The 23,438-nt window shown below is 70.5% G+C and carries 24 protein-coding genes; 10 read left to right on the forward strand and 14 right to left on the reverse strand.

Features of this window, described 5'->3' with window-relative positions; all coding sequences use genetic code 11:
- Positions 1–14: 14 nt before the first annotated feature.
- Together AC3WLB_RS07955 and AC3WLB_RS07960 are read left to right on the forward strand one after the other, a co-directional pair.
- Entirely contained in the window at positions 15–1,292 is a 1,278-nt protein-coding gene (locus tag AC3WLB_RS07955) for a glycosyltransferase 87 family protein (RefSeq protein WP_492504911.1), read from the forward strand.
- Positions 1,243–1,566 carry a thiamine-binding protein gene (locus AC3WLB_RS07960; RefSeq protein WP_492504913.1) on the forward strand — a complete coding sequence of 108 codons (324 nt, stop codon included), beginning with the start codon at positions 1,243–1,245 and terminating at the stop codon, positions 1,564–1,566. Before AC3WLB_RS07955 ends, AC3WLB_RS07960 begins: the two co-directional genes overlap by 50 nt.
- Here AC3WLB_RS07960 and AC3WLB_RS07965 read toward each other — a convergent pair.
- The 6 genes from AC3WLB_RS07965 to AC3WLB_RS07990 form a co-directional block, all read right to left on the reverse strand.
- Positions 1,563–2,270 (reverse strand): response regulator, encoded by a 708-nt coding sequence (locus AC3WLB_RS07965; RefSeq protein ID WP_022895972.1) that lies wholly within the window; start codon positions 2,268–2,270, stop codon positions 1,563–1,565. The two genes, AC3WLB_RS07960 and AC3WLB_RS07965, sit on opposite strands and share 4 nt — an antisense overlap.
- Positions 2,267–3,556: a hypothetical protein gene (locus AC3WLB_RS07970; RefSeq protein WP_492504915.1), complete on the reverse strand. Its 1,290-nt coding sequence runs from the start codon at positions 3,554–3,556 to the stop codon at positions 2,267–2,269. The genes AC3WLB_RS07965 and AC3WLB_RS07970 overlap by 4 nt, the downstream gene beginning before the upstream one ends.
- The gene (locus tag AC3WLB_RS07975; protein ID WP_492504917.1) at positions 3,553–4,716 is read right to left on the reverse strand and encodes a sensor histidine kinase; all 1,164 of its coding nucleotides are present in this window, start codon (positions 4,714–4,716) and stop codon (positions 3,553–3,555) included. The genes AC3WLB_RS07970 and AC3WLB_RS07975 overlap by 4 nt, the downstream gene beginning before the upstream one ends.
- Before the next feature lie 165 nt (positions 4,717–4,881).
- Positions 4,882–6,087: a homoserine O-acetyltransferase MetX gene (gene metX / locus AC3WLB_RS07980; RefSeq protein WP_022895672.1), complete on the reverse strand. Its 1,206-nt coding sequence runs from the start codon at positions 6,085–6,087 to the stop codon at positions 4,882–4,884.
- Positions 6,088–6,165: 78 nt separating this feature from the next.
- Complete coding sequence (locus tag AC3WLB_RS07985) at positions 6,166–7,491, reverse strand: bifunctional o-acetylhomoserine/o-acetylserine sulfhydrylase (RefSeq protein WP_492504920.1); 1,326 nt, start codon at positions 7,489–7,491, stop codon at positions 6,166–6,168.
- An 88-nt stretch (positions 7,492–7,579) separates the two neighbouring features.
- Positions 7,580–8,653 carry an acyltransferase family protein gene (locus tag AC3WLB_RS07990; protein ID WP_492504922.1) on the reverse strand — a complete coding sequence of 358 codons (1,074 nt, stop codon included), beginning with the start codon at positions 8,651–8,653 and terminating at the stop codon, positions 7,580–7,582.
- Positions 8,654–8,710: 57 nt separating this feature from the next.
- On the opposite strand from AC3WLB_RS07990, the gene AC3WLB_RS07995 reads away from it, so the two are divergent.
- Positions 8,711–9,499, forward strand: coding sequence for an SDR family oxidoreductase (locus AC3WLB_RS07995; RefSeq protein WP_492505636.1), 789 nt, complete (start codon positions 8,711–8,713; stop codon positions 9,497–9,499).
- 3 nt (positions 9,500–9,502) lie between these two features.
- Here AC3WLB_RS07995 and AC3WLB_RS08000 read toward each other — a convergent pair whose 3' ends face one another.
- Positions 9,503–10,990 (reverse strand): MFS transporter, encoded by a 1,488-nt coding sequence (locus AC3WLB_RS08000; protein ID WP_492504924.1) that lies wholly within the window; start codon positions 10,988–10,990, stop codon positions 9,503–9,505.
- A gap of 80 nt (positions 10,991–11,070) precedes the next feature.
- Here AC3WLB_RS08000 and AC3WLB_RS08005 point away from each other — a divergent pair, with 80 nt between their 5' ends.
- From AC3WLB_RS08005 to AC3WLB_RS08025, 5 genes are read left to right on the forward strand one after another with little or no spacing between them, the layout of a single operon-like run.
- Positions 11,071–12,039 (forward strand): GGDEF domain-containing protein, encoded by a 969-nt coding sequence (locus tag AC3WLB_RS08005; protein ID WP_492504926.1) that lies wholly within the window; start codon positions 11,071–11,073, stop codon positions 12,037–12,039.
- Between the two features lie 25 nt (positions 12,040–12,064).
- On the forward strand, positions 12,065–12,601 hold the full coding sequence (locus AC3WLB_RS08010) for a phosphoribosyltransferase (protein WP_492504928.1): 537 nt from the start codon (positions 12,065–12,067) through the stop codon (positions 12,599–12,601).
- Positions 12,598–13,329, forward strand: a complete 732-nt coding sequence (locus AC3WLB_RS08015; RefSeq protein WP_022895677.1) for a peptidase S51 — start codon at positions 12,598–12,600, stop codon at positions 13,327–13,329. Before AC3WLB_RS08010 ends, AC3WLB_RS08015 begins: the two co-directional genes overlap by 4 nt.
- A gap of 1 nt (position 13,330) precedes the next feature.
- Positions 13,331–14,023: a uracil-DNA glycosylase gene (locus tag AC3WLB_RS08020; RefSeq protein ID WP_022895678.1), complete on the forward strand. Its 693-nt coding sequence runs from the start codon at positions 13,331–13,333 to the stop codon at positions 14,021–14,023.
- Positions 14,024–14,027: 4 nt separating this feature from the next.
- Complete coding sequence (locus tag AC3WLB_RS08025; RefSeq protein ID WP_022895679.1) at positions 14,028–14,618, forward strand: GNAT family N-acetyltransferase; 591 nt, start codon at positions 14,028–14,030, stop codon at positions 14,616–14,618.
- Between the two features lie 19 nt (positions 14,619–14,637).
- Here the strand turns inward: AC3WLB_RS08025 and AC3WLB_RS08030 are convergent, their stop codons facing one another.
- Positions 14,638–14,991, reverse strand: a complete 354-nt coding sequence (locus AC3WLB_RS08030) for a DMT family transporter (protein WP_492504931.1) — start codon at positions 14,989–14,991, stop codon at positions 14,638–14,640.
- Positions 14,992–15,056: 65 nt separating this feature from the next.
- On the opposite strand from AC3WLB_RS08030, the gene AC3WLB_RS08035 reads away from it, so the two are divergent.
- The gene (locus AC3WLB_RS08035) at positions 15,057–16,481 is read left to right on the forward strand and encodes an amidase (RefSeq protein ID WP_492504933.1); all 1,425 of its coding nucleotides are present in this window, start codon (positions 15,057–15,059) and stop codon (positions 16,479–16,481) included.
- Here AC3WLB_RS08035 and AC3WLB_RS08040 read toward each other — a convergent pair.
- Positions 16,384–17,232 (reverse strand): glycosyltransferase family 2 protein, encoded by an 849-nt coding sequence (locus AC3WLB_RS08040; RefSeq protein ID WP_492504935.1) that lies wholly within the window; start codon positions 17,230–17,232, stop codon positions 16,384–16,386. The two genes, AC3WLB_RS08035 and AC3WLB_RS08040, sit on opposite strands and share 98 nt — an antisense overlap.
- A gap of 112 nt (positions 17,233–17,344) precedes the next feature.
- On the opposite strand from AC3WLB_RS08040, the gene AC3WLB_RS08045 reads away from it, so the two are divergent.
- Positions 17,345–17,731, forward strand: a complete 387-nt coding sequence (locus tag AC3WLB_RS08045) for an SIP domain-containing protein (protein WP_492504937.1) — start codon at positions 17,345–17,347, stop codon at positions 17,729–17,731.
- Between the two features lie 34 nt (positions 17,732–17,765).
- Here the strand turns inward: AC3WLB_RS08045 and AC3WLB_RS08050 are convergent, their stop codons facing one another.
- From AC3WLB_RS08050 to AC3WLB_RS08070, 5 genes are all read right to left on the reverse strand, one after another.
- Complete coding sequence (locus AC3WLB_RS08050) at positions 17,766–18,149, reverse strand: Fe-S oxidoreductase (RefSeq protein ID WP_492504939.1); 384 nt, start codon at positions 18,147–18,149, stop codon at positions 17,766–17,768.
- A complete protein-coding gene (locus AC3WLB_RS08055; RefSeq protein WP_492504941.1) occupies positions 18,149–19,597 on the reverse strand; it encodes a dihydrolipoyl dehydrogenase family protein in 1,449 nt (482 codons plus the stop codon). Before AC3WLB_RS08055 ends, AC3WLB_RS08050 begins: the two co-directional genes overlap by 1 nt.
- A 55-nt stretch (positions 19,598–19,652) precedes the next feature.
- A complete protein-coding gene (locus AC3WLB_RS08060; protein ID WP_492504943.1) occupies positions 19,653–20,480 on the reverse strand; it encodes an arginase family protein in 828 nt (275 codons plus the stop codon).
- A gap of 12 nt (positions 20,481–20,492) precedes the next feature.
- Positions 20,493–21,233 (reverse strand): PspA/IM30 family protein, encoded by a 741-nt coding sequence (locus AC3WLB_RS08065; RefSeq protein WP_022896241.1) that lies wholly within the window; start codon positions 21,231–21,233, stop codon positions 20,493–20,495.
- Between the two features lie 66 nt (positions 21,234–21,299).
- Positions 21,300–23,384, reverse strand: coding sequence for a TPM domain-containing protein (locus AC3WLB_RS08070; RefSeq protein WP_492504945.1), 2,085 nt, complete (start codon positions 23,382–23,384; stop codon positions 21,300–21,302).
- Between the last annotated feature and the right edge of the window lie 54 nt (positions 23,385–23,438).

A 23,438-nucleotide genomic window follows, 5' to 3' on the forward strand; every position in this document is an offset into this window, starting at 1 on the left:
AATATGATCTGAACGTGCTGACTAGCGTTCGAGGGTTCGCGGGCCGCCCCGTGGTGTTGTGGGTGGCGTTCTTCGCGACTCAGCTGTGGCTCGGCTATCTCGGCCTCACCCATCCGGGTTCGCCCTTCGGCGACGTCACGAATGTGTACCTGCCGTGGGTGCAGCAGTCCCTCGACGGGTTCCGGCTCGGCATCGACGGGCCGTGGGTGTACCCGATCCTCGCCTTCCTGCCGATGCTGGCGGCGATGATCCTCGGCCCGGGCCTCTACGGCATCGGCTGGATGGTCATGGTCACCATCGCGAACGCAGCCGTGTTCGCGTTCCTGCTCACCGGGGCGCGCGCCACCCCCGAGGGCGGCCGGCGCATCGTCGCGGCCTGGTGGTGGCTGGCCTTCCTCGTTCTGCTCGGCCCGGTCTCGCTCGGGCGGATCGACATCTTCACCGTCGACCTCGTGATCGCAGGCCTCCTCCTGCTCAGCACCCGGCCGGCGGTGGCGGGCGTGCTGCTCGCCCTCGCCACCTGGGTGAAGGTCTGGCCCGCCGCGCTCATCGCCGCCGCCGTGGTGGCGCTGCGCCGGCGCGTGCGCGTCGCGGTCGCCGCAGTGATCACCCTGGTGGGCGTCGCCGCCGGTGCCATGGCCTTCGGCTCGGGCCTCAACGTCTTCAGCTTCATCAGCGAGCAGAACGGCCGGGGCATGCAGGTGGAGTCACCCGCATCCACGCTCTGGATGTGGCTGGCGTTCGCCGGTGACCGTTCGCAGGTGTTCTTCGACCACGAGATCATCACGTTCGAGGTCACCGGCCCCGGCAGTGTTCTGGCCGCGAAGCTCATGACGCCGCTGCTCGTGGTGGCCGTTGCAGGCATCCTGGTGCTGGCCTACTTCGTGGTGCGCTCGGGCACGTCGGAGACCGTGGTGCTCGCGCCACTGGCCCTGGCGCTGGTGACCGCGCTGATCGTGTTCAACAAAGTCGGCTCGCCGCAGTTCATGGTGTGGCTGTCGGCGCCGATCATCCTCGGCATCGTCACCCAGGGGCGACGGTTCTTCGTGCCCGCCCTCACCGTGTTCGTGATGGGTGCGCTGACGCAGATCATCTACCCCATCGCCTACGACTGGGTGATCGGGCTCGACCCGCTGATGCTGACCGTGCTGACCGTGCGCAACCTGCTGACGGTCTCGCTGTTCGTGTTCTCGGTGATCATGCTGTGGCAGAGTAGGACGACGACCAGAAAGGTGGACGAGCATGCTGGTGGCCTTCTCCGTGGCGCCTTCCGGGGGACAGTCGCAGGCTGAGAGCGACAGCGTGCACGACGCCGTCGCGGCGGCCGTGGCGGTGGTGCGCGCATCCGGCCTGCCGAACTCGACCGACTCGATGTTCACCACCATCGAGGGGGAGTGGGACGAGGTGTTCGACGTGATCAAGCGCGCCACCGAAGCCGTTCAGGCGTTCGGTCCCCGCGTCTCCCTGGTGCTGAAGGCCGACATCCGGCCCGGCCACACCGGCGAGCTCACCGGCAAGGTCACCCGCCTCGAGCAGGCGCTGGCCGAGCACGCGCAGAGGGACTAGCTGGGCAGCACGTCGTCTTCGAAGTCGTCGGCGGAGTGGTTGCCGTAGTACTCGTCGCGGGGGAGCAGGCCGTCCTGGATGGCGCGCTTCCGGAGCGCCACCTTCGTTCCGACGTCGATGCCCACCAGGCGGTACTTCTCGCGGATGCGCTTGAGGTACGACTTCGCGGTCTCCTCCGAGATGTCGAGCGCCTTCGCCACCTGCTTCACCGGCTCGCCACCGCCGTACAGCGCCATCACGCGGCGCTCCTGGGCCGAGAGTCGCGGTGCCGACTCGAGGTCGTCGGCGGCGAGTGCCAGGTCGAGCTCGGTCGAGATGAAGCTGTCGCCCGCCGACGCGGCGCGGATGGCCTCGACGATCATGTCGGCCTCTTCGCTCTTCACCAGGTAGCCGAGGGCACCCGCGGCGATCGCTTCGCGCACGACGACGGGCTCGGAGTAGGTGCTCATCAGCACCGTCTTCACTCCGGCCGACTTCAACGCGCGCAGCTTCACCGAGACCGGCAGGTTGTCTTTCAGGTCGAGGTCGAGCAGCACCACGTCGACCGGGAACTCCGGATGCGTCAGGAGGTCCGGCCAGGTGGTGACCGCGGCGACCATGCTGATGTCGTCGGCGGCGCCACGGATCCATTCGGTCAGGGCACCGAGGAGCATCCGGTGGTCGTCCACGATGGCCAGACGGATCGGGTCTCGCGAGATGGTCACCAATTCTCCTTCCGTCCGGGCGCCCTCGAGGCATCCGGAACGACAACGTGGGCGTCGACACTGACTCGCAGACGGCCGGCACGGGCGTCTACGGAGTACTGGCCGACTCGGGACAGAGCCGACCAGACAGCCGGGTCGATGCGGCGGCGGGGTATTCCGTCGAGCGACATGACTATCGGAAGCACCATCCTATCGTCAGCGGTCGTTCGGCCCCGGACGCCGTGCCCGTCGACCGTGAGATCGATCGTGGGGTTCGAGCGACCCGATTCGTCGACGATCAGCCAGATGGCCGAGAGCAGTCCGTCACGCTGCGCCGGCTCGAGGTAGCCGGCCAGGCCTCCCGGGTCGCTCACCTTCACCGCGGGGGAGAGGTACTCCGATTCGGTGATCGCGTGGTGCAGCCAGGTCTCGCGCCGGCCGGCCACCAGGGTGCGCCGCAGGTCGGTGGCGAGAGCGGATGCGGTGGCCGCCAGGTCACGGTCGAGCGGCAGATCGACGCGGCCGGTCGCGACATCCTGCAGCAGCTCCTCGGCGGCGAGGTCGAGCCGCGCGAGTTCGGCGGAGGCGAGCAGACCGAGGCCGAACCGCGGCGCGTCGATGGTGCTCTCGACCACGGTGCGGTCGAGTTCGCGCTCGACCAGTTGGCCGAAGGCGCGCACGACCACGATGCCGGCGAAGGCGGGCATGACCGTGAGCACGACCTGGCCGAAGCCCGACCCGGCGCCGGCCGGCGAGACGAGGGACTGCCAGACGAGCGCCCCGAGCGACACCACGGTGAGGGCGACGGTGGCGACGACGATGGCGGTGAGCGGCCGGAAGGTCACGCAGGCGAGCACGGTGGCGCCCACGCCGATGCCCGTGGTCATGACGACGCCGGGCTCGGCGGCGAGTGCGACGGCGGTGTAGTCGAGAGCCAGGGCCACCGCGTCGGCCGCGAGCAGGCCGCCGAAGGCCCAGGCCGGCAGGACGCCCCGCCCGCGCCGGGCCAGGAGGACGACGGTGACGAAGGCGGCGATGACGAGCAGCCAGCCGAGCCCGGGCAGCACCCGCCAGTCGTTCGCGGCCCAGGTCCAGGAGAACGAGACGAGGCCGCGCACGATCATCATGGCGCCCACGATGACCGCTCCGATGCCGAGGTAGCCGATGCCGAGGCGCGAGTCGCGCTCGATGTCCTGGCGCACCGCGTCGACGGCCCCGGGGCCGATGCGGCGGGCGCGCACGAGCCGGGTCAGCGATCCGCTGTCGGCGTTGCGTGCGCGGTTGCGGCCGGCGGCCGCGCCGCTCACTTCGGCACCTCCAGCACGACGGTCGTGCCCGAACCCGGCGCCGAGAACAGCCGCACCTTGCCGCCGACGTCGCGGATGCGCGCGATCACCGATTCGGCGAGCCCGAGCCGGCACACGTCGACGTTCTCGAGGTCGAAGCCGACGCCCGAGTCGGTCACCATCGCCCGCACCGTGGTGTCGTCCTGGGTGATGGTGACGTCGGCCGACCCCACCTCCGCGTGCCGGCGCACGTTCTCGAGGCACTCGGAGAGCGAGAGCAGGAAGGCGTCGAGCACGTGGCTCGGCAGCAGGATCTGACCGGCGCCGTGCCATGCCACCTGCAACCCCATCCGGCCGAAGCGCTGCTTCACCGACTCGAGGGTGTGGCCGAGATCGCCGGTCTCGACCGGCTCCAGCGTGTAGCCGCCCGAGGAGCGCGGCATCGGCGTGCCGCCGAGGCGCAACTGGCGCAGCAGCCGCGCATCCTCGCCGGCCTGGTTGCGCAGGGCATCCGGATTCACCCCGATGCCGGAGTGCGCGAGGAGCGTCAGCGTGGCCAGCACCGTGTCGTGCAGCAGGCGCGCGCCCTGCCGGCGCTGCGCCTCGAGTTCGCTGGCCTGCCGTTCCACCGCGTGCGCCCGGCCGAGGCGGGCCATGCCGCCGAAGGCGCGACGAAGACTGGCCGAGATCCAGGCGGCGGCGATGAAGAGCGAGATCCAGCCGACCGCGAGCGCGACGATCACCCCGACCACCCGCCCGGACGGCCAGGTGGCGAGCGTCACGAGCACGAGCACCGGCAGGTACGCGGCCAGCACGAGCGGGAACAGGCGGGCGGATGCGGCGATGGTGGCGATCAGCGAGGGCACGGCCGTTGCGGCGAAGAACGTGAGGCCGCTGGCGGTGGGGGCGTCGACCGGTGGGGTGCCGGGGATGAGGAACGCGGCGAGTGCGGCGAGCGCGAGCAGGTACGTGAACAGCGGCCAGAGCAGGGAACGCGAATCGCCGACCAGGTAGAAGCCGGCGCCGGTGAGCGCCATCAGCACGAGGCTCGGCGCGAACCCGGCGAGCTGCCCGAGGTTCGGCACGGCCACGGAGAGCACGGCCGCGGCGGTGAAGAGGATGCCGAGATTGCGCGCGGAGCGGGTGAGCAGCTTCCGCCGCTCGCGGTCGGTTCTGGGCACAGACTGCATGATACCGCGGGCTTGTTTCACCGGGCGCACGTCCTGTCCCCTGAATTGGGGAGCGTGGACGTCGACAGCTGTCGGTAAGGTCGGATGCAGTCCTGGGGGGAATTGGCCGGGAGATCGTTGGCAAGGCGATCTCCCGGCCGCATTTTTTTATGCGCCTCAGTCGGCCAGGAGACGGGTGATCTCGCGACCCACGAGATCGAACTCGATCAGGAAGCCGTCGTGACCGAATTTCGACTCGATCACGACCGGAACATCGCCGTCGATGTTCCCCGGGACGTGCCGGGCGATCAGTTCCTGATCGGGCACCGGGAAGAGTCGGTCGCTGTCGATCCCGATGACGAGGGTGCGCGCGGTCACCGATTCCAGCGCCGGCACGACACCGGCGCGACCGCGCCCGATGTCGTGCGAGTTCATCGCCTCGACCAGGGTGATGTAACTGTTCGCGTCGAAACGGCGGGTGAACTTGTTGCCGTGGAAATCGAGGTACGACTCCACGGCGAAGCGCCCGCCGCCGCCGAGCGGGGACAGGCCGCTCTGCCAGCTGCGCTGGAAGCGGTCGTTCAACTCCGTCGGGCTTCGGTAGTTCAGGAGCGCCATCCGGCGCGCCAGGGCCAGCCCCTGGTGCGGCCCCTCGCCGTCGGGCGCGTCGTAGTAGTCGCCGCCGCGGAACTGCGGGTCGGCGCGGATGGCTTGGATCTGCACGGAGTTGAGGGCGATCTGGTCGGCGGAGCTGGTGGCGGGGGCGGCGATCACGGCCATCCGCGCCACCTCGTCGGGGTAGCGGACACCCCATTCGAGCACCTGCATGCCGCCCATCGACCCGCCGACCACGGCGAACCAGCGGTCGATGCCCAGCTCCTCGGCGAGGGCGTGCTGCGCCCGCACCTGGTCGGCGATGGTGGTGTAGGGGAATCTGGCACCCCATTCCGCGCCGTCGGGCGCGATGGAGGAGGGGCCGGTCGATCCCTGGCAGCTGCCGAGCATGTTGGGCGCGACCACGAACCACCGATCGGTGTCGATCGGCAGGCCCGGGCCCACGAGGCCCGGCCACCAGCCGTCGGTGGGCTGCCCCGGTTCGGCCTTGTGGTTGAGGTTGCTGTCGCCGGTCAGCGCGTGCAGCACCAGGATGGCGTTGTCACGGGCCGGCGACAGGGTGCCGTAGGTCTCGTAGGCGATGTGCACGGTGGGCAGGGTGCCGCCGTTCTCGAACGCGAACTCGCCGATCCCGGCGAACCGCCGACGGGCCACCGGGTCGCCTTCGCGCCACGCCCCGGAGGCGGGGGGCTTGCCCATCACCGACCGGATCTGCGCCTCGGTGATGAATCCACTCGGGACCGTGTCTTCGTTCGTCTGCCAATCCATCGTGCTTCGATTCTGGACGAACGAGGGGCCCGAGGCGCAATTGTTACGTCTCGGGCCCCTCGGGCGGATCCGTCGCGGCTAGACCGCGTTGGCCCGAACGGTCTCGCGCGCGGCGGCGAGACCGGCCTCGAGGTCGGCCTTGAGGTCGGCGATGTTCTCGAGACCGACCGACAGCCGAACCAGACCGGGGGTGACGCCGGCGGTCAGCTGCTGCTCGGGGGTGAGCTGCGAGTGCGTGGTCGACGCCGGGTGGATGACGAGCGAGCGCACGTCGCCGATGTTGGCCAGGTGGCTGAACAGCTGCAGGCTGTCGACGAAGGTGCGCCCCGCATCCACACCGCCCTTCAGCTCGAACGAGAGCACGGCGCCCACGCCCTTCGGTGCGTACTTGTTGGCGGCGGCGTACCACGGGCTCGACGGCAGGCCCGCGTAGTACACGGTGGCGATGTCGTCGTGCGCGTCGAGCCACTCGGCGATCTCCTGGGCGTTCTGCACGTGACGCTCGACCCGCAGCGAGAGCGTCTCTATGCCCTGGATGAGCTGCCAGGCGCTGGCGGGAGCGATCGCCGAGCCCAGGTCGCGGAGCAGCTGCACCCGCGCCTTGATGATGTAGGCGATCGGGTCGCCGAGCGCACCGGTGTAGCTCACGCCGTGGTACGAGGGGTCGGGCTCGGTGAGGCCGGGGAACTTCTCGACGTTCTTCGACCACTCGAACTTCCCGCCGTCGACGATGATGCCGCCGATGACGGTGCCGTGGCCGCCCAGGAACTTGGTGGCCGAGTGCACCACGATGTCGGCGCCGTGCTCGATCGGGCGGATGAGGTAGGGCGTGGCGATGGTGTTGTCGACGATGAGCGGCACGCCGTTCTCGTGCGCGACATCCGCCACCAACGAGATGTCGAGGATGTTGATCTTCGGGTTGCCGATGGTCTCGGCGAAGAAGAGCTTCGTGTTGGGCCGCACCGCCCGGCGCCACTCGTCCGGGTCGTCCTGGTTCTCGACGAAGGTGGTCTCGATGCCGAGCTTCGCGAGGGTGTACTTGAAGAGGTTGTACGTGCCGCCGTAGATCGACGACGACGACACGATGTGGTCGCCGGCCTCGGCGATGTTCAGCACGGCGAAGGTCTCGGCGGCCTGGCCCGAGGCGACCAGCAGCGCTGCCGTTCCGCCTTCGAGGGCTGCCACGCGCTGCTCGACGACGTCCTGCGTGGGGTTGTGGATGCGGGTGTAGATGTTGCCGAACTCGGCCAGCGCGAACAGGTTCTGCGCGTGCTGCGAGTCGTTGAACACGTACGACGTGGTCTGGTAGATCGGCGTCGCCCGCGCGTTGGTGACGGGGTCGGGCTGGGCGCCGGTGTGGATCTGCTTGGTTTCGAACTGCCAGTTCGCGGTGTTGTCGGTCATGACCTACATCCTCGGAGTCGGTGGGTAGCTGCTGGCAGCCTAGGGAGCGGGCACACGCCCGGTCAACGCCGCCGACACGCGGCGTAACTCAAGCCCGGTCGATGCGCCGTTCCGCGAACAGCCAGCGCGCCCTGGGTTCGACGAGGGGCCGGAAGATCCGCCGCACGAGCGGCTGCGCCAGCGCCACGGCCACGACGATGCTGAACACGATCATCCCCACCAGCAGTAGATCGGACTGCGGCCCGTCGAGCATGCCCGACTCGCGGATCGGGTAGAGCACGAAGGAGTGCAGCAGGTAGACGTACATGGTGGCCTGGCCGAGACCGGAGAACCAGGTCGTGCTGCGAGGCACCAGCACGAGGAAGGCGAGGATCAGCAGCACCGCGAGCGCGATGGCACCGAGGCGAAGCGCCCCCGCCCACCACTGGTCGTAACCGAACTCGGGGTAGGCCTGTTCGTAGAGGAAGAACCGGCGCACCTTGAGGTCCCGCCAGAGCGGCACGTTCAGGGCGATGACCAGGGCGAGCGCGCCGAACACCGCGATCGCGCCGGCGCGGGCGAGCCACACGGTTCGAACGGATGCGCGCAACCAGATCGTCGTGAACGGCAGTTGCCGCAGTTTCCAGCCCAGCACGAAGAAAGGCAGCAGCGCCAGGGTGCGGTTGAGGGCGAAATCGTCGCCCACCCCCGGCAGGTACCCGCACGCGACCGAGATGATGACCGAGATGAGGAACGGGTACCGCAGCAGCGCGAGATACGGCAGCGCGACGCGCCACACGATCAGCGCGAGCAGGAACCAGAGCGTCCACGACGGCCGCACGAAATCGACCGACAGCCAGCCCGCCCGGCTGCTGTGGATTGCCGACCAGATCGCCTCGAAGATGAGGTAGGGCAGCACGAGGTCGGTGACGATGCGCCGGAGCTGCTTGACGCCGGGCGGATCGGCCTTGGCGAAGTAGCCGGCCACTGCCACGAACACGGGGACGTGGAAGGCGTAGATGAACAGGTAGACGCCGTACGCCGTGTCGGACTCGGCGATGAGCTTGAGGATGGCGTGACCGATCACCACCAGGGTGATGGCGATGAACCGGGCGTTGTCCCAGATCGGCACACGCTTGGTCGACGGTGCCCGCGGGGCGGGGGCGTCGGCCGGGCGGGACATGATTCCACACTACCTTTGTAAGGGTTGACGGCACCGGCTGAGCCGGCGGGCGAGAGGATGCGGATGAAGCGTGCAGTGGTGACCGGGGCGAGTTCGGGGATCGGCGAGGCGACGGTGCGCCTTCTGCGCAGCCACGGCTGGGAGGTCGTCGGCGTGGCCCGGCGCGTCGACCGGCTCGAGCGGCTCGCGTCGGAGACCGGTGCCGAGGTGTTCGTCGCCGACCTCACGAAGCAGTCCGACGTCGACGCGCTGCGCGACCACCTGCAGGCCACCGGTGGTGTGAGCACGCTGGTGAACAACGCCGGCGGGGCGATGGGGCTCGACAGCGTCGAAGGCGGCGATCCCGCCGACTGGCAGGGCATGTTCGACGTGAACGTGCTGGCCGTGCAACGCGTGACGGCGGCGCTGCTGCCGTTGCTGCGGGCATCCGTCGAACCCGGCGGCTCGGCCGACATCATGACCGTTTCGTCGATCGCGGGTCACGTGGCCTACGAGGGCGGCGGCGGGTACAACGCCGCGAAGTTCGCGGTGCACGCGATGGTGGAGGTGCTGCGCCTCGAGCTCTCCGGTGAGCCGATCCGGGTGCTCGAGATCGCCCCCGGCATGGTGAAGACCGAGGAGTTCTCGCTCAACCGGTTCAAAGGAGACCAGGCCAAGGCCGACAAGGTCTACGAGAACGTGCCGGAGCCGCTCAGCGCCGACGACGTGGCGCGCACGATCGTGTCGACCCTCGAGCTGCCGCCGCACGTGAGTCTCGACCTCGTGGTCATCAAACCGGTGGCCCAGTCGGCGGCCTACAAGGTCGCGCGCGGCCCGCTGCGGGTGAAGCCGCCCGTCTCGGAGTAGTACTCACGAGGCCGTGGTCGGCAGCTCCTCCGGGGTCAGGGGCACCGCGGCGTCGGCGAACGCCAGCTTCGGCACGAAGAACAGCAGCACGCCCGCCACGAGTGCACCGCCCGCGCAGATCGACCAGACCGTGAGGTAGCCGGAGAGGCTGGACGCCGTGGCGGTGACCGCGGTCGACGCGCCCTGGAACAGCACGACCCCGAACACGGCCGAGGCGAACGACCCGCCGATGGTCTTCGTGGTGTTGGTGAGGCCGGCCGCGATCCCGGTCTGGCCGAGCGGCGCCGCGGCAGCAGCGGCCGCCGGGAGGGCGCCGACGAGGGCGCCCGACCCGACCCCGGCGATGAACATGTTGACGAACACCTGCCAGGTCTCGGCGTGGAACGGCAGGAACAGGGCGTAGCCGAGCGCCACCAGGAAGGTGGCGCCGATGAGGGCGACGCGCGGGCTGAAGCGGCGTGAGAAGAACGGGAAGAGCAGCGCACCCGCGATCATCGAGAGCAGGTACACGCCGATCAGGATGGACCGGCTCGACGAGCTGAGGCCGAGACCGTACCCGTTCACCGGGTCGGTTCCGGCGAAGGTGCTGAGCGGGGCCTGCGCGCCGAGCAGGCTGATGCCGATGAGCGCGGCGGTCAGCTGCACCGGCCACATCGCCGGCTGCCGGAGCACCCGCAGGTCGATGGCGGGGTCGGGCTGGCGCACCTCGTAGAACCCGAACGGCACGAACACCAGCGCGCCGACGACGACGAGCAGCCAGACCCACCAGGTCTCCGGCCCGTTGATGCGCAGGAAGGTGAGACCGCTCGTGATCAGCAGGAGCCCGAGGGTGAGGATGCTGAAACCGACGACATCGAGCGTGCGGCCGGGGATCGGGGTCGACTCGGGCACGCCGAACAGGATGGCGAAGAACACGAGCGTCACCGCCACGGCCGGCACCGCCAGCGTGAGCGGGACGTTCTCGCCGAAGGCGCCGAAGAGGATGCCGCTCGAGAGCGCTCCGATGATGGCGCCCGCCTCGAGGGCGACCACGAGGAGGCCGGCGGCGCGGCGCGTCTGCGACGCCGCCCGGCCGGTGCGCCGACCCCGATCGAAGATGAGCGCGACCTCGAGCGGCAGCCACACCACGTAGAAGCCCTGCAGCGCCCAGGCGATCAGGAAGCTCGTGAAGTCGCCCGCGGCGACCAGCCACCAGCTCGCCGCGGCGGTCAGAACGGTCGAGATGAGGAGCATCCGTTTGTGGCCCACCATGTCGCCGAGCTTCGCCAGCACCGGCACCACGATGGCCGAGAGCAGCAGCTGTGCGGCCTCGAACCAGTTGAAGTCGGCGTCGTGGATGCCGAGGTGCTGCACCAGGTCGGGGATGAGCGGCACGTAGTAGCCCTGCAGGATGCCGCTCGTGATCTCGACCAGGAAGAGGAACCCGATGAGTGAGGCGGTCACCCCGATCGCCCCCGAGCGGAACCCGGGCAGGCGCGTCGACGAAGTCATGAACGGATGCTAGTGGTAGCCCTGGTTAGAATTCCACACACGGCCGCGGGTCGCCGACGGGAGCTGGGCCAGGGGGTGGGATGAGGCGGATCGTGGGCTGGCTCGCCGGCCGTGCCATCCCGCCGTTCGCCTGGGTCACGGCGGCAGCGGGTGCCGTGATCGCGGCCAGCGGGCTGCTGGATGCCGTGACCTCCACCCCCAACCCGCTCGGGAGCCAGTGGACCTGGATCTGGGTGGGCGTGACCATCGTGCTCGCCGGCACCCCGATCGCGCTCGGCCTGCGGTTCGTGCACTGGTTGGGGCTCGCCGGCGTCAGTGTGTTCTTCGTCGTCACCTCGCTGCAGATGGCGGTCTCGACCGCGCCGGTCGCCTCGATCAACAACTTCGTGCTGTACCCGATGCTCTCCTGCTACCTGGGCTGGTTCTACCGGCGCTGGGTGGCGCGGCTCGTCGCGGGCTGCGGCTTCGCGCTCTCGATCATCGGCCTCACCGTGAATCCGATCGACACGGTGCTGCTCACCTGGGTGAACATCGTGCTGGCCTCGATCTTCTGCCTCGAGGCCGCCGGGTACCTGCGCAAACGGCTCGACCGGGAGATCACCACCGATCCGCTGACCGGGCTGCTCAACCGGTCGGGCTTGGACGAGCGCATCGACCAGGAGCTCAGCCGGGCCGCCCGCACGGGGCAGCCGGTGACGGTGGTCATCGTCGACCTGGACGACTTCAAGCGCATCAACGACGAACGCGGCCACGCCGCCGGCGACCGGCTGCTCGTGGAGTTCGCGTCCGCACTGCGCGCACAGACGCGACCGTATGACGCGGTCGTGCGGATCGGGGGCGATGAGTTTCTGTTGGTGCTCCCCGCCACCAGCGAACCGGAGGCGCTCGAACGGATCGAGCGGCTGCGTGGCTCGACCCGGGAGCGCTGGTCGTTCGGGCTCGCCGTCGCCGGGCCGGACGACACCGGCCACTCGATCCGGGAACGGGCCGACCAGCGCCTCTACGCCCACAAGGCCGCCCGCAAGAACACCGCTTTCGACCAGCCGTGAGCGCCGGATCCGGTAGCGTGGCTGCATGAATTCCGGCGCGAACGACGTTGACACTGTGGAAAAGGCGCCGGCGGCGCCGGAGCGGGAAGTGCTCGGGTGGCTCGAGTTCGGCGACGCGTCGCGCTCACTCGCCCGCGACATCGTGGAGTCGGGCTTCGAGCCCGACTTCGTGATCGCCATCGCCCGCGGCGGTCTCATCCCCGGCGGCGCTCTCGCCTATGCGCTCGGGGTGAAGAGCTGCGGCAGCCTCAACGTCGAGTTCTACTCCGACATCGAGGAGACGCTGCCCGAACCGATCATCCTCCCCCCATTGCTCGACAACGAGCCGCTGATCGGCAAGAACGTGCTGCTCGTCGACGACGTCGCCGACTCCGGGCGAACGCTCGCGCTGGTGGTAGAACTGCTCGAGAAGCTCGACATCACGGTCAAGTCCGCGACGCTCTACCTCAAGCCACGCTCGGTCATCGCCCCCGACTTCCACTGGAAGCAGACCGACCGGTGGATCGTGTTCCCGTGGTCGGCGCATCCGCCGGTCAGTGCCGAGGGGCAGAGCGAGGCGTGAGCATCCACCTGGTCGGCGGCGGCTGGCCGCTGGCCGACGACGGCGCCGTGTACCGCCCGTTCTTCCGCGAGGTCGAGGCGCACGCGGAGGCCGCGGGCGCGCTCGAGGGTGCACGGCTCGTGATCGTGCTGGTGCGGGACGGCGACGGCGCCGAGAAGTACGCCGAACTCGTCGCCGCGTTCGAGCAACTCGCCAAGATCGCTCCGGTGCCCGTGCTCGCCGTCGAGGGCGTGCCGATCGAGCCCGCGGCGTTCGCCGATGCCGACGGCATCGTGGTGTGGGGCGGCCTGACGCCGGCCTACCGGCGGTCGCTCGAGCCGTCCTTCGGCGAGGTGCGGCGGCTGGTGGCCTCCGGCGTGCCCTACCTCGGGTTCTCGGCGGGTGCCGCGATCGCCGCTGAGACCGCGATCGTCGGCGGCTGGAAGATCGACACCGTCGAGATCGGCACCGAGGAGGCTGCCGAAGACCTCGAGCAGCTCACCGTCGAACCGGGCATCGGGCTGATCGACCTCGCGGTCGACGTGCACGCCGTGCAGTGGGGCTCCGTGTCGCGCCTGATCGCCGCGGTGGAGTCCGGCGCGGTCGACGGTGGCGTCGCCATCGACGAGCACACCGCCCTCATCGTCGGCGAGGGCCCCCTCCGGGTGGCCGGCCGCGGCAGCGTGTGGAAGGTCACCCCCGACACGGGCAGCGTGCGGGTGTCGACCGTCGGCGCCGACGCGAGCTGAGATGACCGCGCTCTCGCTGCCCGAACTGGCCGAAACGGGCCTCATGGATGCCGGCTGGGCCGCCGCGCTCGCTCCGGTGGCCGGCACCATCGCGGGGCTCGGCGACTTCCTGCGTGCCGAGAACGCCGCCGGTCGTGGCTACCTGCCGGCCGGCCAGAACGTCCTGCGGGCCTTCCGGGCACCGCTCGCCCAGGTGCGGGTGCTGATCGTCGGTCAAGACCCGTACCCCACTCCCGGGCATCCGATCGGCCTCTCCTTCGCGGTGGAGCGCGACGTGCGGCCGTTGCCGCGGAGCCTCTCGAACATCTACCGCGAACTGAGCGACGATCTCGGCATCCCGCCCGCTCCCCACGGCGACCTCTCGTCGTGGGGCGACCACGGCGTGATGCTGCTCAACCGGGTGCTCACGGTTCGGCCGGGTGCGCCCGGCTCGCACCGCGGCAAGGGCTGGGAGCAGGTGACGGAGCACGCCATCCGCGTGCTGGTGGAGCGTGACGCGCCGCTCGTCGCCATCCTCTGGGGCCGGGATGCGGCCGGTCTCGTGCCCATGCTCGGAGCCGTGCCCTCGATCACCTCGCCGCACCCGAGCCCGCTCTCGGCCAGCCGCGGCTTCTTCGGGTCGAAACCGTTCAGCCGCGCCAACGCCTTGCTCGAGCAGCAGGGCGCGCCACCGGTCGACTGGACCGTAGGCTGAAGTCATGTTGGAAGAGGAGTACCAGCCCCGCCGGGTGCTGCCGCGCGAGCTGCGGCCGGCCAGCACCGAGCAGCCGCCGCTGGAGGTGCCGTTCGAGTACGAGATCCGGGATGCGACGGCGGCCGACCTGCCCTACATCCGTGAGATCTACAACCACTACGTCGCGAACACGGTGGTGACGTTCGACGAAGACGCGATGAGCCTCAAGGAGTGGCGGCACAAGTTCGCCTGGACGCAGAAGCAGAACTACCCCTTCCTCGTGGCGCTCTCGCCGAGTGGCACCCTGCTCGGCTTCGCCTACGTCTCGGCCTGGAAGCAGAAGGCGGCCTACCGCCGCACGGTCGAGAACTCCATCTACCTCGGGCCGGCCGCGACCGGCAAGGGGCTCGGAAAGGTGCTGCTCGGCGAGCTGATCGAGCGGTCGCGGGCCGCGGGCATCAAGGAGATCCTCGCGGTGATCGCCGATCAGGGCGCGGAAGCGTCGATCAAGTTGCACGAGGGCTTCGGCTTCAAAGAGGTGGGGCGCCTCGGCCGGGTCGGCTTCAAGTTCGGGCACTGGCTCGGCACCGTGCTGCTGCAGAAGTCGCTCAAGTAGGGGCGGCGCCAGGGCGCACTCAGCCGGCCTTGCCGATGACGGGCTGCCCGTGGTCGGCGCCCAGTTCGAGCAGCAGCACGCCGCCCACCACCAGGGCGATGCCGAGCAGCTGCTGCCAGGTAAGCAGCTCACCGAACACCAGCCAGCTCACCACCGCCACGAGCACGACGCCGGCGCCCGCCCAGACCGCGTAGGCGATGCCGAGCGGCACCCCCGCCCCGAGGGTGAGGCTCAGCATCGTGAAGGCCAGCAGGTAGCCGGCGGCCACGATGAGGTACGCCCACCACTTCGAGCCCTCACCGGAGGCGAGCTTCAAGAAGGTGGTGGCCACGACTTCGGCGACGATCGCCACGGACAGGTAGAGATAACCCACGATGCTCCCTCCGGGAACGCGTGCGCGCGACGCCCCCGTGGAGACGTTACCGGTATCGTCGGGCCATGACCGAGATCCACGACCTCACCGCGCTCGAGCAGTACCGCTTCCTGCAGCGGGGCGAGCTCGGGGTGCTCGAGGTGGTCGATCACTACCTCGAGCGCATCGAGCGCCTGAACCCGTCGCTCGGCGCCTTCCACACGGTGACCGCCGAGCGGGCGCGCGAGCGGGCGAGGGAGATCGAGGCATCCGTTCCCCGTTCCGCGCCGCTCTGGGGGCTGGCCTTCGCCGACAAAGACCTCGTGCGACGGGCAGGCGTGCGCACCACCTTCGGTTCGCGGCTGTTCGCCGATTTCGTGCCCGAGGAGTCGGATGCGCTCGCCCGGCAGCTCGATGAGGCCGGGGCCGTGAGCCTCGGCAAGACGGCGACACCGGAGTTCGGCATGCCGAGCTACACCGAGAACCTCGTCGCGCCGCCGGCGCGCGACCCGTACGACCTGGAGCTCGGCCCGGGCGGGTCGAGCGGGGGAGCGGCGGTCGCCGTGGCGGCCGGGCTGGTGCCGTTCGCGCCCGGCTCCGACGGCGGCGGGTCGGTGCGCATCCCGGCGGCCGCCTGCGGCCTGGTGGGGCTGAAGCCCTCGCGCGGGTTGGTGCCCGCCGGCTCGGGACAGGACTCGCTCGCCGGGCTGCCCGTCGCCGGTCCGCTCGCGCGCACCGTGACCGACGCCGCGCTGCTCCTGGACGGCATGATCGCGCGCCGCGGCGGCCGCATCCGGCACGAACACACCCTGCGGGCACCCGACGACGGCGAGCCGTTCCTCGGCGCGGCGGTGCGGGGCGAAGGCCGCTTCCAGATCGGGCTGACCACCGGTTCGCCGTGGGAGACGGCCTACGACATCCGGCTCGCTCCGGAGGCGACGGATGCGCTCGGCATCGCCCGGGACACGCTCGTCGCGCTGGGGCACGGGATGGAGGAGTTCACCCTGGAGCCCGCGCCGGAGTACGCCGAGGCCTTCCGGGTGATCTGGCAGGTCGGCGCGTCGCAGATCCCGGTCGACGACGGCGGCCTCGAACTCGTCGAGCCCCTGACGCGCTGGCTCGTGCAGCGCGGCCGGTCGATTCCGGCGTCGGAGCTGGCACGAGCGCTGACGACGTTGTCGGCCTACGAGAAGTCGATCATCCGCCAGTTCGACGGCTACGACGCGGTGCTCATGCCGACCCTGGCACTCACGCCGCGGCCGGTCGGTTGGTACGACCGGGAGGACGGAGAGCGCAACTTCGAGCAGCAGGTGCTCTACACGCCGTTCACGTCGTTCGTGAACGTGGCCGGATTGCCGGCCATCACACTCCCGGTGCACCGCACGGTTGAGGGCCTGCCGATGGGCGCGCAGCTCATCGGCCGACCCGGCGGAGAGGCGACCCTCCTCGCGCTGGGGCGCCAGCTCGAGCGCCGCCTGCACTGGGAGCGCGTGCACCCACCGCAGTGGTGAGCGCCCGCGACCAGCGCCGCCAGGGCAGCTCGGCCGGCCAGTGCACCGCCACGGTGTGGAGGCCGCGCCGGAACCGGCGCACGAACGAGCGGGCATCGGTGAGTGGGCGATGCGAGATCTGCACCGCGATGTCGCGGGTGTAGCGCACGCGGAGCGGCCCACCGAGATGGAAGGCGAGATCGAGGTCGTCGTGGATGTCAGGATCGGCCCGATGCACTCGCCAGCGCACCGCCGCCCAGGCGTCGCGACGGAGGGCGAGGTTCGATCCGAACAGGGGGACGTGGCCGAGAGCGGGGGCCAGGCTGACGTAGTACGCACCCAGATAGACGGCGGCACCCGCGCGGCGCAGGCCGCGTGGCCCACCCGAGAACCGGGCGCCACCGGTGATCGCACTCACGTCCGGCCGGCGCGCGAATGCCAGCGACACGCGCTCGACCCAGTGCTCCGGCGGGATGCTGTCGGCGTCGAGGCGGGCGATGATCTGCCCGGTGGCGGCGTCGTAGCCGGCTGCGGCCGCGGCGGGGATGCCGGGGCGGCGCTCCGTCACCACGCGCGCGCCCGCCGCCCGCGCGAGTGCGGCAGAGGCGTCGGTGGAGCCGTTGTCCACGACGATCAGTTCGAGCGGAGGCATGCTCTGGCCCCGCAGGGCGTCGAGGCACCGCGCGAGTCGCTCGGCATCGTCCTTGACCGGGATGACGACGGAGATCGAGGGCAGGCGCCGGTCGGCGGCAGGGGAGCGGGAGCTCGGCATGCCCTGACGCTAAACGTGCCGGGTGTCTTCGCCGAGGGGCTTGACAGACCAGTCCGGCTCACAGAAAAAAGAGAGGCGAGCCTAACTAAGGCATGCCTATACTTATCTCACCATGTACATCCTCGCTCCCGACGCCACCGCCGTCGCCCGTGCCGCCGGCCGCGTGCTCATCGCCGGTACCGAAGCGAACCTCGACGAGATCCGCGCCATCGTCGCGACGCTCACCGAGAAGGCTCGCGGCCAGGTGTTCATCGAGGTGCCCTCGGCGGCGGCCATCGACCCCATCGCCACTCCCGAGTGCGTGACGGTCACCTGGCTGGCTCGCGACGTGCGCTCCGGCGAGATGGGCTCGGGGTTCGCCTGCGCCACGGGTCAGGCGGTCGGTCGTGCGGTGCGCGCCTGGCTCGGCGAGATGTCGACCGGTGACGCGGAGATCGACGGCGACGCGGTGTGCGTGTGGGTCGGCGGCGACGTGCCCACCGACTTCGCCGCCGTCTGAGGCGCCCGACCGGCCGGGTTCGGCTGGACTCCGCTCAGCGGGTGCGACGACGCGGCAGGTAGTTGCCGTCCTCGAGGCCGGCCTCGATCTCGAAGTGGTTCTCCAGCGGGTCCGATCCGGCCAGCCAGTAGAGCAGCGGGAACATCATCCCGAATTCCTGCCACTGCTGCCGGTGCACCGCTTCGTGCCGCAGCACGGCGGGGGCGTCGTTCGTGTCGGTGAGGTAGACCCCGCCCACGCAGGTGCCGCCGCGCCGGAACGCCCAGCGGGGCATCCCGGCACAGACGAACAAGCCGTCGACCCGGCGGATGCGGCCGGTGCTGAACAGCGCACCGAGCGTCAGCCCGACCGCGGTCGCGTAGAGGTAGCCGGCCCGCGCGACCGGGGGAGCGTAGAGGATGCGCCGCAGCCGCTCCATCAGGCGCTGTCGTCCCGCCCGTAGGTCTCGAGCAGCCGCAGCCACACCTCGCTGATGGTGGGGTAGGCCGGCACCACGTGCCAGAGCCGGTCGAGCGGGATCTCGCCGACCACCGCCATGGTGGCGCTGGTCAGCAGCTCCTGCACGTCGGGGCCGACGAAGGTGACGCCGAGCACCACCTTGCGGTCTTCGTCGACCACCATGCGGGCCTTCCCGGTGTAGCCGTCGGTGTGCACGCTCGCCCCCGCGACGTTGCCGATCTCGTAGTCGACGACCTTCGTGCGATAGCCGGCCTTCTCGGCGGCCGCGGCGGTGAGACCGACGGATGCGACGGGCGGGTCGGTGAAGGTCACCTGCGGCACCGCCTCGTGGTCGGCCGTCGCGACGTGCCGGCCCCAGGGCGCATCCGATACCGGCTGCCCGGTCGCGCGGGCCGCGATGACGTCGCCGCAGGCCCGCGCCTGGTACTTGCCCTGGTGAGTCAGCAGTACGCGATGGTTCACGTCACCGGTGGCGTACAGCCACTCGCCGTCGAGCGGCTTTCCGTCGTCGCCGAGCACGAGCAGGGTGTCATCGGTGTCCAGCCACTGGTTCGGGGTGAGTCCGATCGCCTCCAAGCCCAGGTCACCCGTGCGCGGCAGTCGCCCGGCCGCCACCAGCAGTTCCTCCGACTCGAGCACCGTGCCGTCGGGCAGGGTGGTGTGCACGATGCCGTCGTCGTCGCGGCGCACCTCGGTGGCCGACTCGCCGACGCGCACGTCGACCCCGAGCGCGCGGAGCGATTCGGTCACCACGAGTCCCGCGAACTCCTCCTCCTTGGCCAGCAGTTTGCCGCGGGAGAGCATGGTCACGGCCGAGCCGAGTGAGGCGTAGGCGGTCGCCATCTCCGCCGCCACGACGCCGCCGCCGATGATGACGAGCCGCGCCGGAACCGATTTCGCGCTGGTGGCCTCGCGGCTGGTCCACGGCTGTGCGTCGGCGAGGCCCGGGATGTCGGGCAGCAAGGAGACCGAACCGGTGGAGACGGTCACGGCGTGGCGGGCGTGCAGCCGGGTGACGCTCCCGTCGGCCGCCTTCACCTCGATCTCCTTCACGCCCGTGAAGGTGGCGTGCCCGCGCACCAGGTCGATGCCGGCGCCCTTCACCCATTCGACCTGGCCCGAGTCGTCCCAGTCGCTGGCGAACGAGTCGCGTCGCTTCAGCACGGCCTGCGCGTCGAGTTCGCCCGTCACGGCCTCTTTCGACCCCTCGATGTGCTGTGCCGAGCGCAGCGCCTCGCCCGGCCGCAACAGGGCCTTGGAGGGCATGCACGCCCAGTAGGAGCACTCGCCCCCGACGAGCTCGGCCTCGACGAGCACCGCCGAGAGCCCGCCCTGCACGGCGCGGTCGGCGACGTTCTCGCCGATCGCCCCGGCACCGATCACGATGAGGTCGTATTCCGTGGTCATGGTCTCACTCCTCTGCGCGCCCAACGGTGGGCGGCGCTGTGGTCATCAGCTGTGTTCATCGTACGAGGGCGGAGACGATCCGCAGGATGGCCGGCAGGTCGTCGACCGCCGCCTCCGGGGTCGCCGGCGCGAACTCGGTGATGCCCGCGCCGACCACCGTGAACTCCTCGCGCACCGCGCGGATTGCTGCGGTCAACTGGGCGGTCGTCACGCCGAACGGCTCCGGGAACTGCACGCCGGCGATCTCGCTCGGGTCGAGCACGTCGAGGTCGACGTGCAGGTAGACCTCCGTGGCGCCGGTGTCGCGCAGGGCCGCGATGAGCGCATCCGGCGTCTCGAAGCGGTCGGGGGAGAGCATGGCGATGCCGGCCGCCTCCGCGTAGTCGGCCTCGGCGTCGTCGAGCGCGCGGGTGCCGGCCAGCACCACGTGACCCGGATCGATCAGTGCCGCCGGCGCGAGTTCGGCCGGGCCCCCGCCGAGGAGCGTCCGCAGCACCATGCCGTGGAACGCCCCGGAGGGCGAGGAGGCCGGAGTGTTGAGGTCGGCGTGCGCGTCGAACCACACCACGGCCACGGGGCCGGTCGAGCGCCGCACGGCACGGCGGATGCCCGCGAACTCCACCCCGCAATCGCCGCCGATCACGACCGGCACGTCGCTCACGTCGTCGAGCGCGAGCTCAGCGGCCTCGGCGATCGCGCTCACCGACGAAAACCGGTGCACCCCCGTCTCCAGGGATTCACCCGCCCCCGTCGGCACCTCGACCACCCGGGTCACGCTCGCGGGCAGGTCGCCGCGGATCGCCTCGGCGCCGTCGATCAGCCGCATGGCCCGGCTCGAGCCGGAGCCCTGCCATTGCGGGATGACGACGAAGGTCGCGGTCACCGGACGCCGTGCCTACTCGCCGCTCGTGAGCGGCTTGGCCGAGCCGGCCTTGAGGGCGGCGAGACGGGCATCCACCTCGGTGAGCTCACCGAGGTCTTCGAGGCTCTCGAACTGGGAGTCGAGGCTCGAGGCGTTCAGCTCCTCCTGGCCGCGCACCCGGGCCTCCTCACGACGGATCTTGTCCTCGAACCGCCCGAGGTCGCTCGTGGGGTCGAGCACGTTGATGTTCTTCAGCGCATCCTGCACCTGGCTCTGCGCCTGGGCGGTCTTCGCGCGGGCCACCAGGTTGTCGCGCTTGGCCTTCAGCTGGTTGAGCTTCTCCTTCATCGCGGCCAGCCCCGACTTCAGCTTCTCGACCGACTCGGTCTGCGACGCGATCGAGGGCTCGGCCTGCTTCGCCTCGTTCTCCGACTGCAATTGCCGGGTCAGCGCCACCTTCGCGAGCGCGTCGAACTTGTCGGCGTCGGCCACGTTGCCGGCCGCGCGGAACTCGTCCGCCTTGGTGCTCGCGGCCAGCGCCTTGCGGCCCCAGTCCTCGGCGGCCGCCACGTCTTCGCGGTGGTCGTCCTCGAGCAGACGCAGGTTGCCGATGGTCTGCGCGATGGCGCTCTCGGCGTCGGCGATGTTGTCGGTGTAGTCGCGCACCAGCTGGTCGAGCATGAGCTGCGGGTCTTCGGCCTGATCGATCAGGGCGTTGATGTTGGCCTTCGCGAGCTGGGCGATGCGGCCGAAGATGGACTGCTTACTGGACATCGTGATCTCCTTCTGTACTGACTGATGGTCTGGTCGGATCGGCGGACGAGGGACGGCGGTTCGGGGTCAGAAGCGACCTCCGCCACCGCGACGTCCGCCGGAACTGCTGCTCGAACGTCGACCGCCGCCGGAGGAGCTCCGGCGGCTGCTACTGCTGCTCCTGCTGCTGCTTCGGCTGCTCCCGCCCCGGTAGCCGCCGCCCCAGCCGCCGGAACCACCGCCCCACGAGCCGCCCCAGGAGCTCCCGGAGCGGCTCCCACCGCCGTCGCCGAGGAAGCCGCCCAGGATGCCACCGAGGAGGCCGCCGGAGAACCCGTCGTCGTTCCCGCCCGAGTAGCCGCCGCCCGAGCTCTGCGCCCAGGTCACGTCCTGCTGAGCCGACGCGGTGGCGCGCGACGCGAGGTCGGCGGCGGCCGAGGCCTCCCGGAGGGACGCCTCGGGGTCGGTGCCGGCCAGGGCGAGCGCCTGGTCGAGGTGCCGCTGGGCCTCGGAGAGGCGCGTGCGGGCATCCGCCCCCACCGCGCCGCGGCGGGTCTGCAAGAAGTTCTGGGCGGCGGCGACCTCGCTCTGCGCGGTGGCGATCGCCCGGTCGCGCTGCGCGAGCAGGCGTGCGACCCGCTCCTGCTCGCCACGCGCGGTGGCGAGCGCCTGATCCAGTGGCGTGTTCGCCGCCTGCAGCGCGGTGCGGGCGTTCAGCGGATCGCGGGCGCCCTGGGTCTGCGCCCGGTGCACCTCGACGCCGAGCGCGGCCGCGAGGCCGGGCAGGTTCGGATCGGGCGAGGTGCCCGTGGCCTGGATGCGTGCGGCCTCCGTGATGTCCTGCTGGGCATCGGCGATCGCGGCCGCGAGGCCAGCCTCGGCGTTCTGCAGGTCGGTCTCGAGGGTCGCGATGCCCGTGACGAGCGTGCCGGCCTGGGCGACCGCCTGCCGGGCCGCGCTGATGCGGAGGGCGGCCTGTGCCGTGTCGCCGGCGGTGATGGCCGTCTGCGCCTGCGCGAGCTGAGCGTCGGCGAAGCTCTTCAGCTGGTCGATCTGTTCGACGCTGCCGTTCGCAGTGGCGAGAGCGGGCGGGTCGTAGCGCTCGGCGAGGCGGGCCAGGCGCTCCCGCGCATCCGTGCCGATGCCGGCCAGCGCTGCGAGCTCGCTCGTCGCCGTGCTGAGGGCGGCGGCGGGGTCGCGCTCGAGATCGCGCAGGGCGGTGAAGGCGTCGGTCTGCGCGTCGAGCTGGTCGGAGGCCTCGTCGCAGATGGCGATGATCTGCTGCGACCAGGCCCGCCGCTCCTCGTCGGTGTCGGGCACGGCGTCGTCGAGCTTCTGCTTCAGGGCGAACGCCTCGGAGAGTTTCGCCTTCACCGCCGCGAGCACCTCGGTGAAGGTCTTCGTGGCGTCGGCACCGAACTGCGCCACCGCGAAGCCGAGTTCCTGCTCGCTCGAGGTCACGGCGTTGTCGAGGTCGATGAGCACCGCGCCGACCTGACGATCGAGTTCCTTCTGGGAGGGGCCTGCTGCCTCGGCGGTGGCGGTCACCTGCGCGTCGATCTTCCGGCGGCGGCGCACGAGCACGACGACGAGGACGACCGCGATCACGACGATCACGGCGATGGCGATCACCCAGGCCAGCACGGCGCTTCCGCCACCCCCGCCGCCGTCGAGCTGGTCGGCGATGCCCTTCGCCGCGCCGATACCGGCACCCGCCCAGTCGTTGTCGCGGAGCGCCGGGACGATGTCCTCGTTCTCGATGGTGGCCAGCTGCTGGTCGCTCAGGGCGAAGTCCTGGTCGACCGAGAACTGGTAGACACGGTCGTCCGTGGCCACCGCCAGCAGCACGTCATTGGTGCCGAACTGGTTGATGCTGGCGACGTCGTTCGCCCATTGCTGCCGGTCGGCGGGGTTCGTGAAGCTGTCGGTGTACACCACGAAGAGGTTGACGCCGTGCTCGGTCGCGAGGGTGTCGAGGGCGTTCTGCAGCACCGTCTGGTCCGAGCCGAGCACACCCGACTCGTCGACGATGTACGCGCCGTTCAGATCCACCGGATCGCCGGCGTTGGCGGCGAGCGCGGGCCCCAGGACGACCAGGCCGATCGCGGCGGTGACGACGGCGAGCAGGGAGCGGAACCTCGCCGCTCGGCGATTCCGGTGCGGGTGTCTCATTGACCCAGATTCTAGGAGGCCGAGCTGTCGGGCGTCTATGAATACTGGATGTTC

It is taken from the genome of Herbiconiux sp. FW305-C-125 (genome assembly GCF_058783455.1).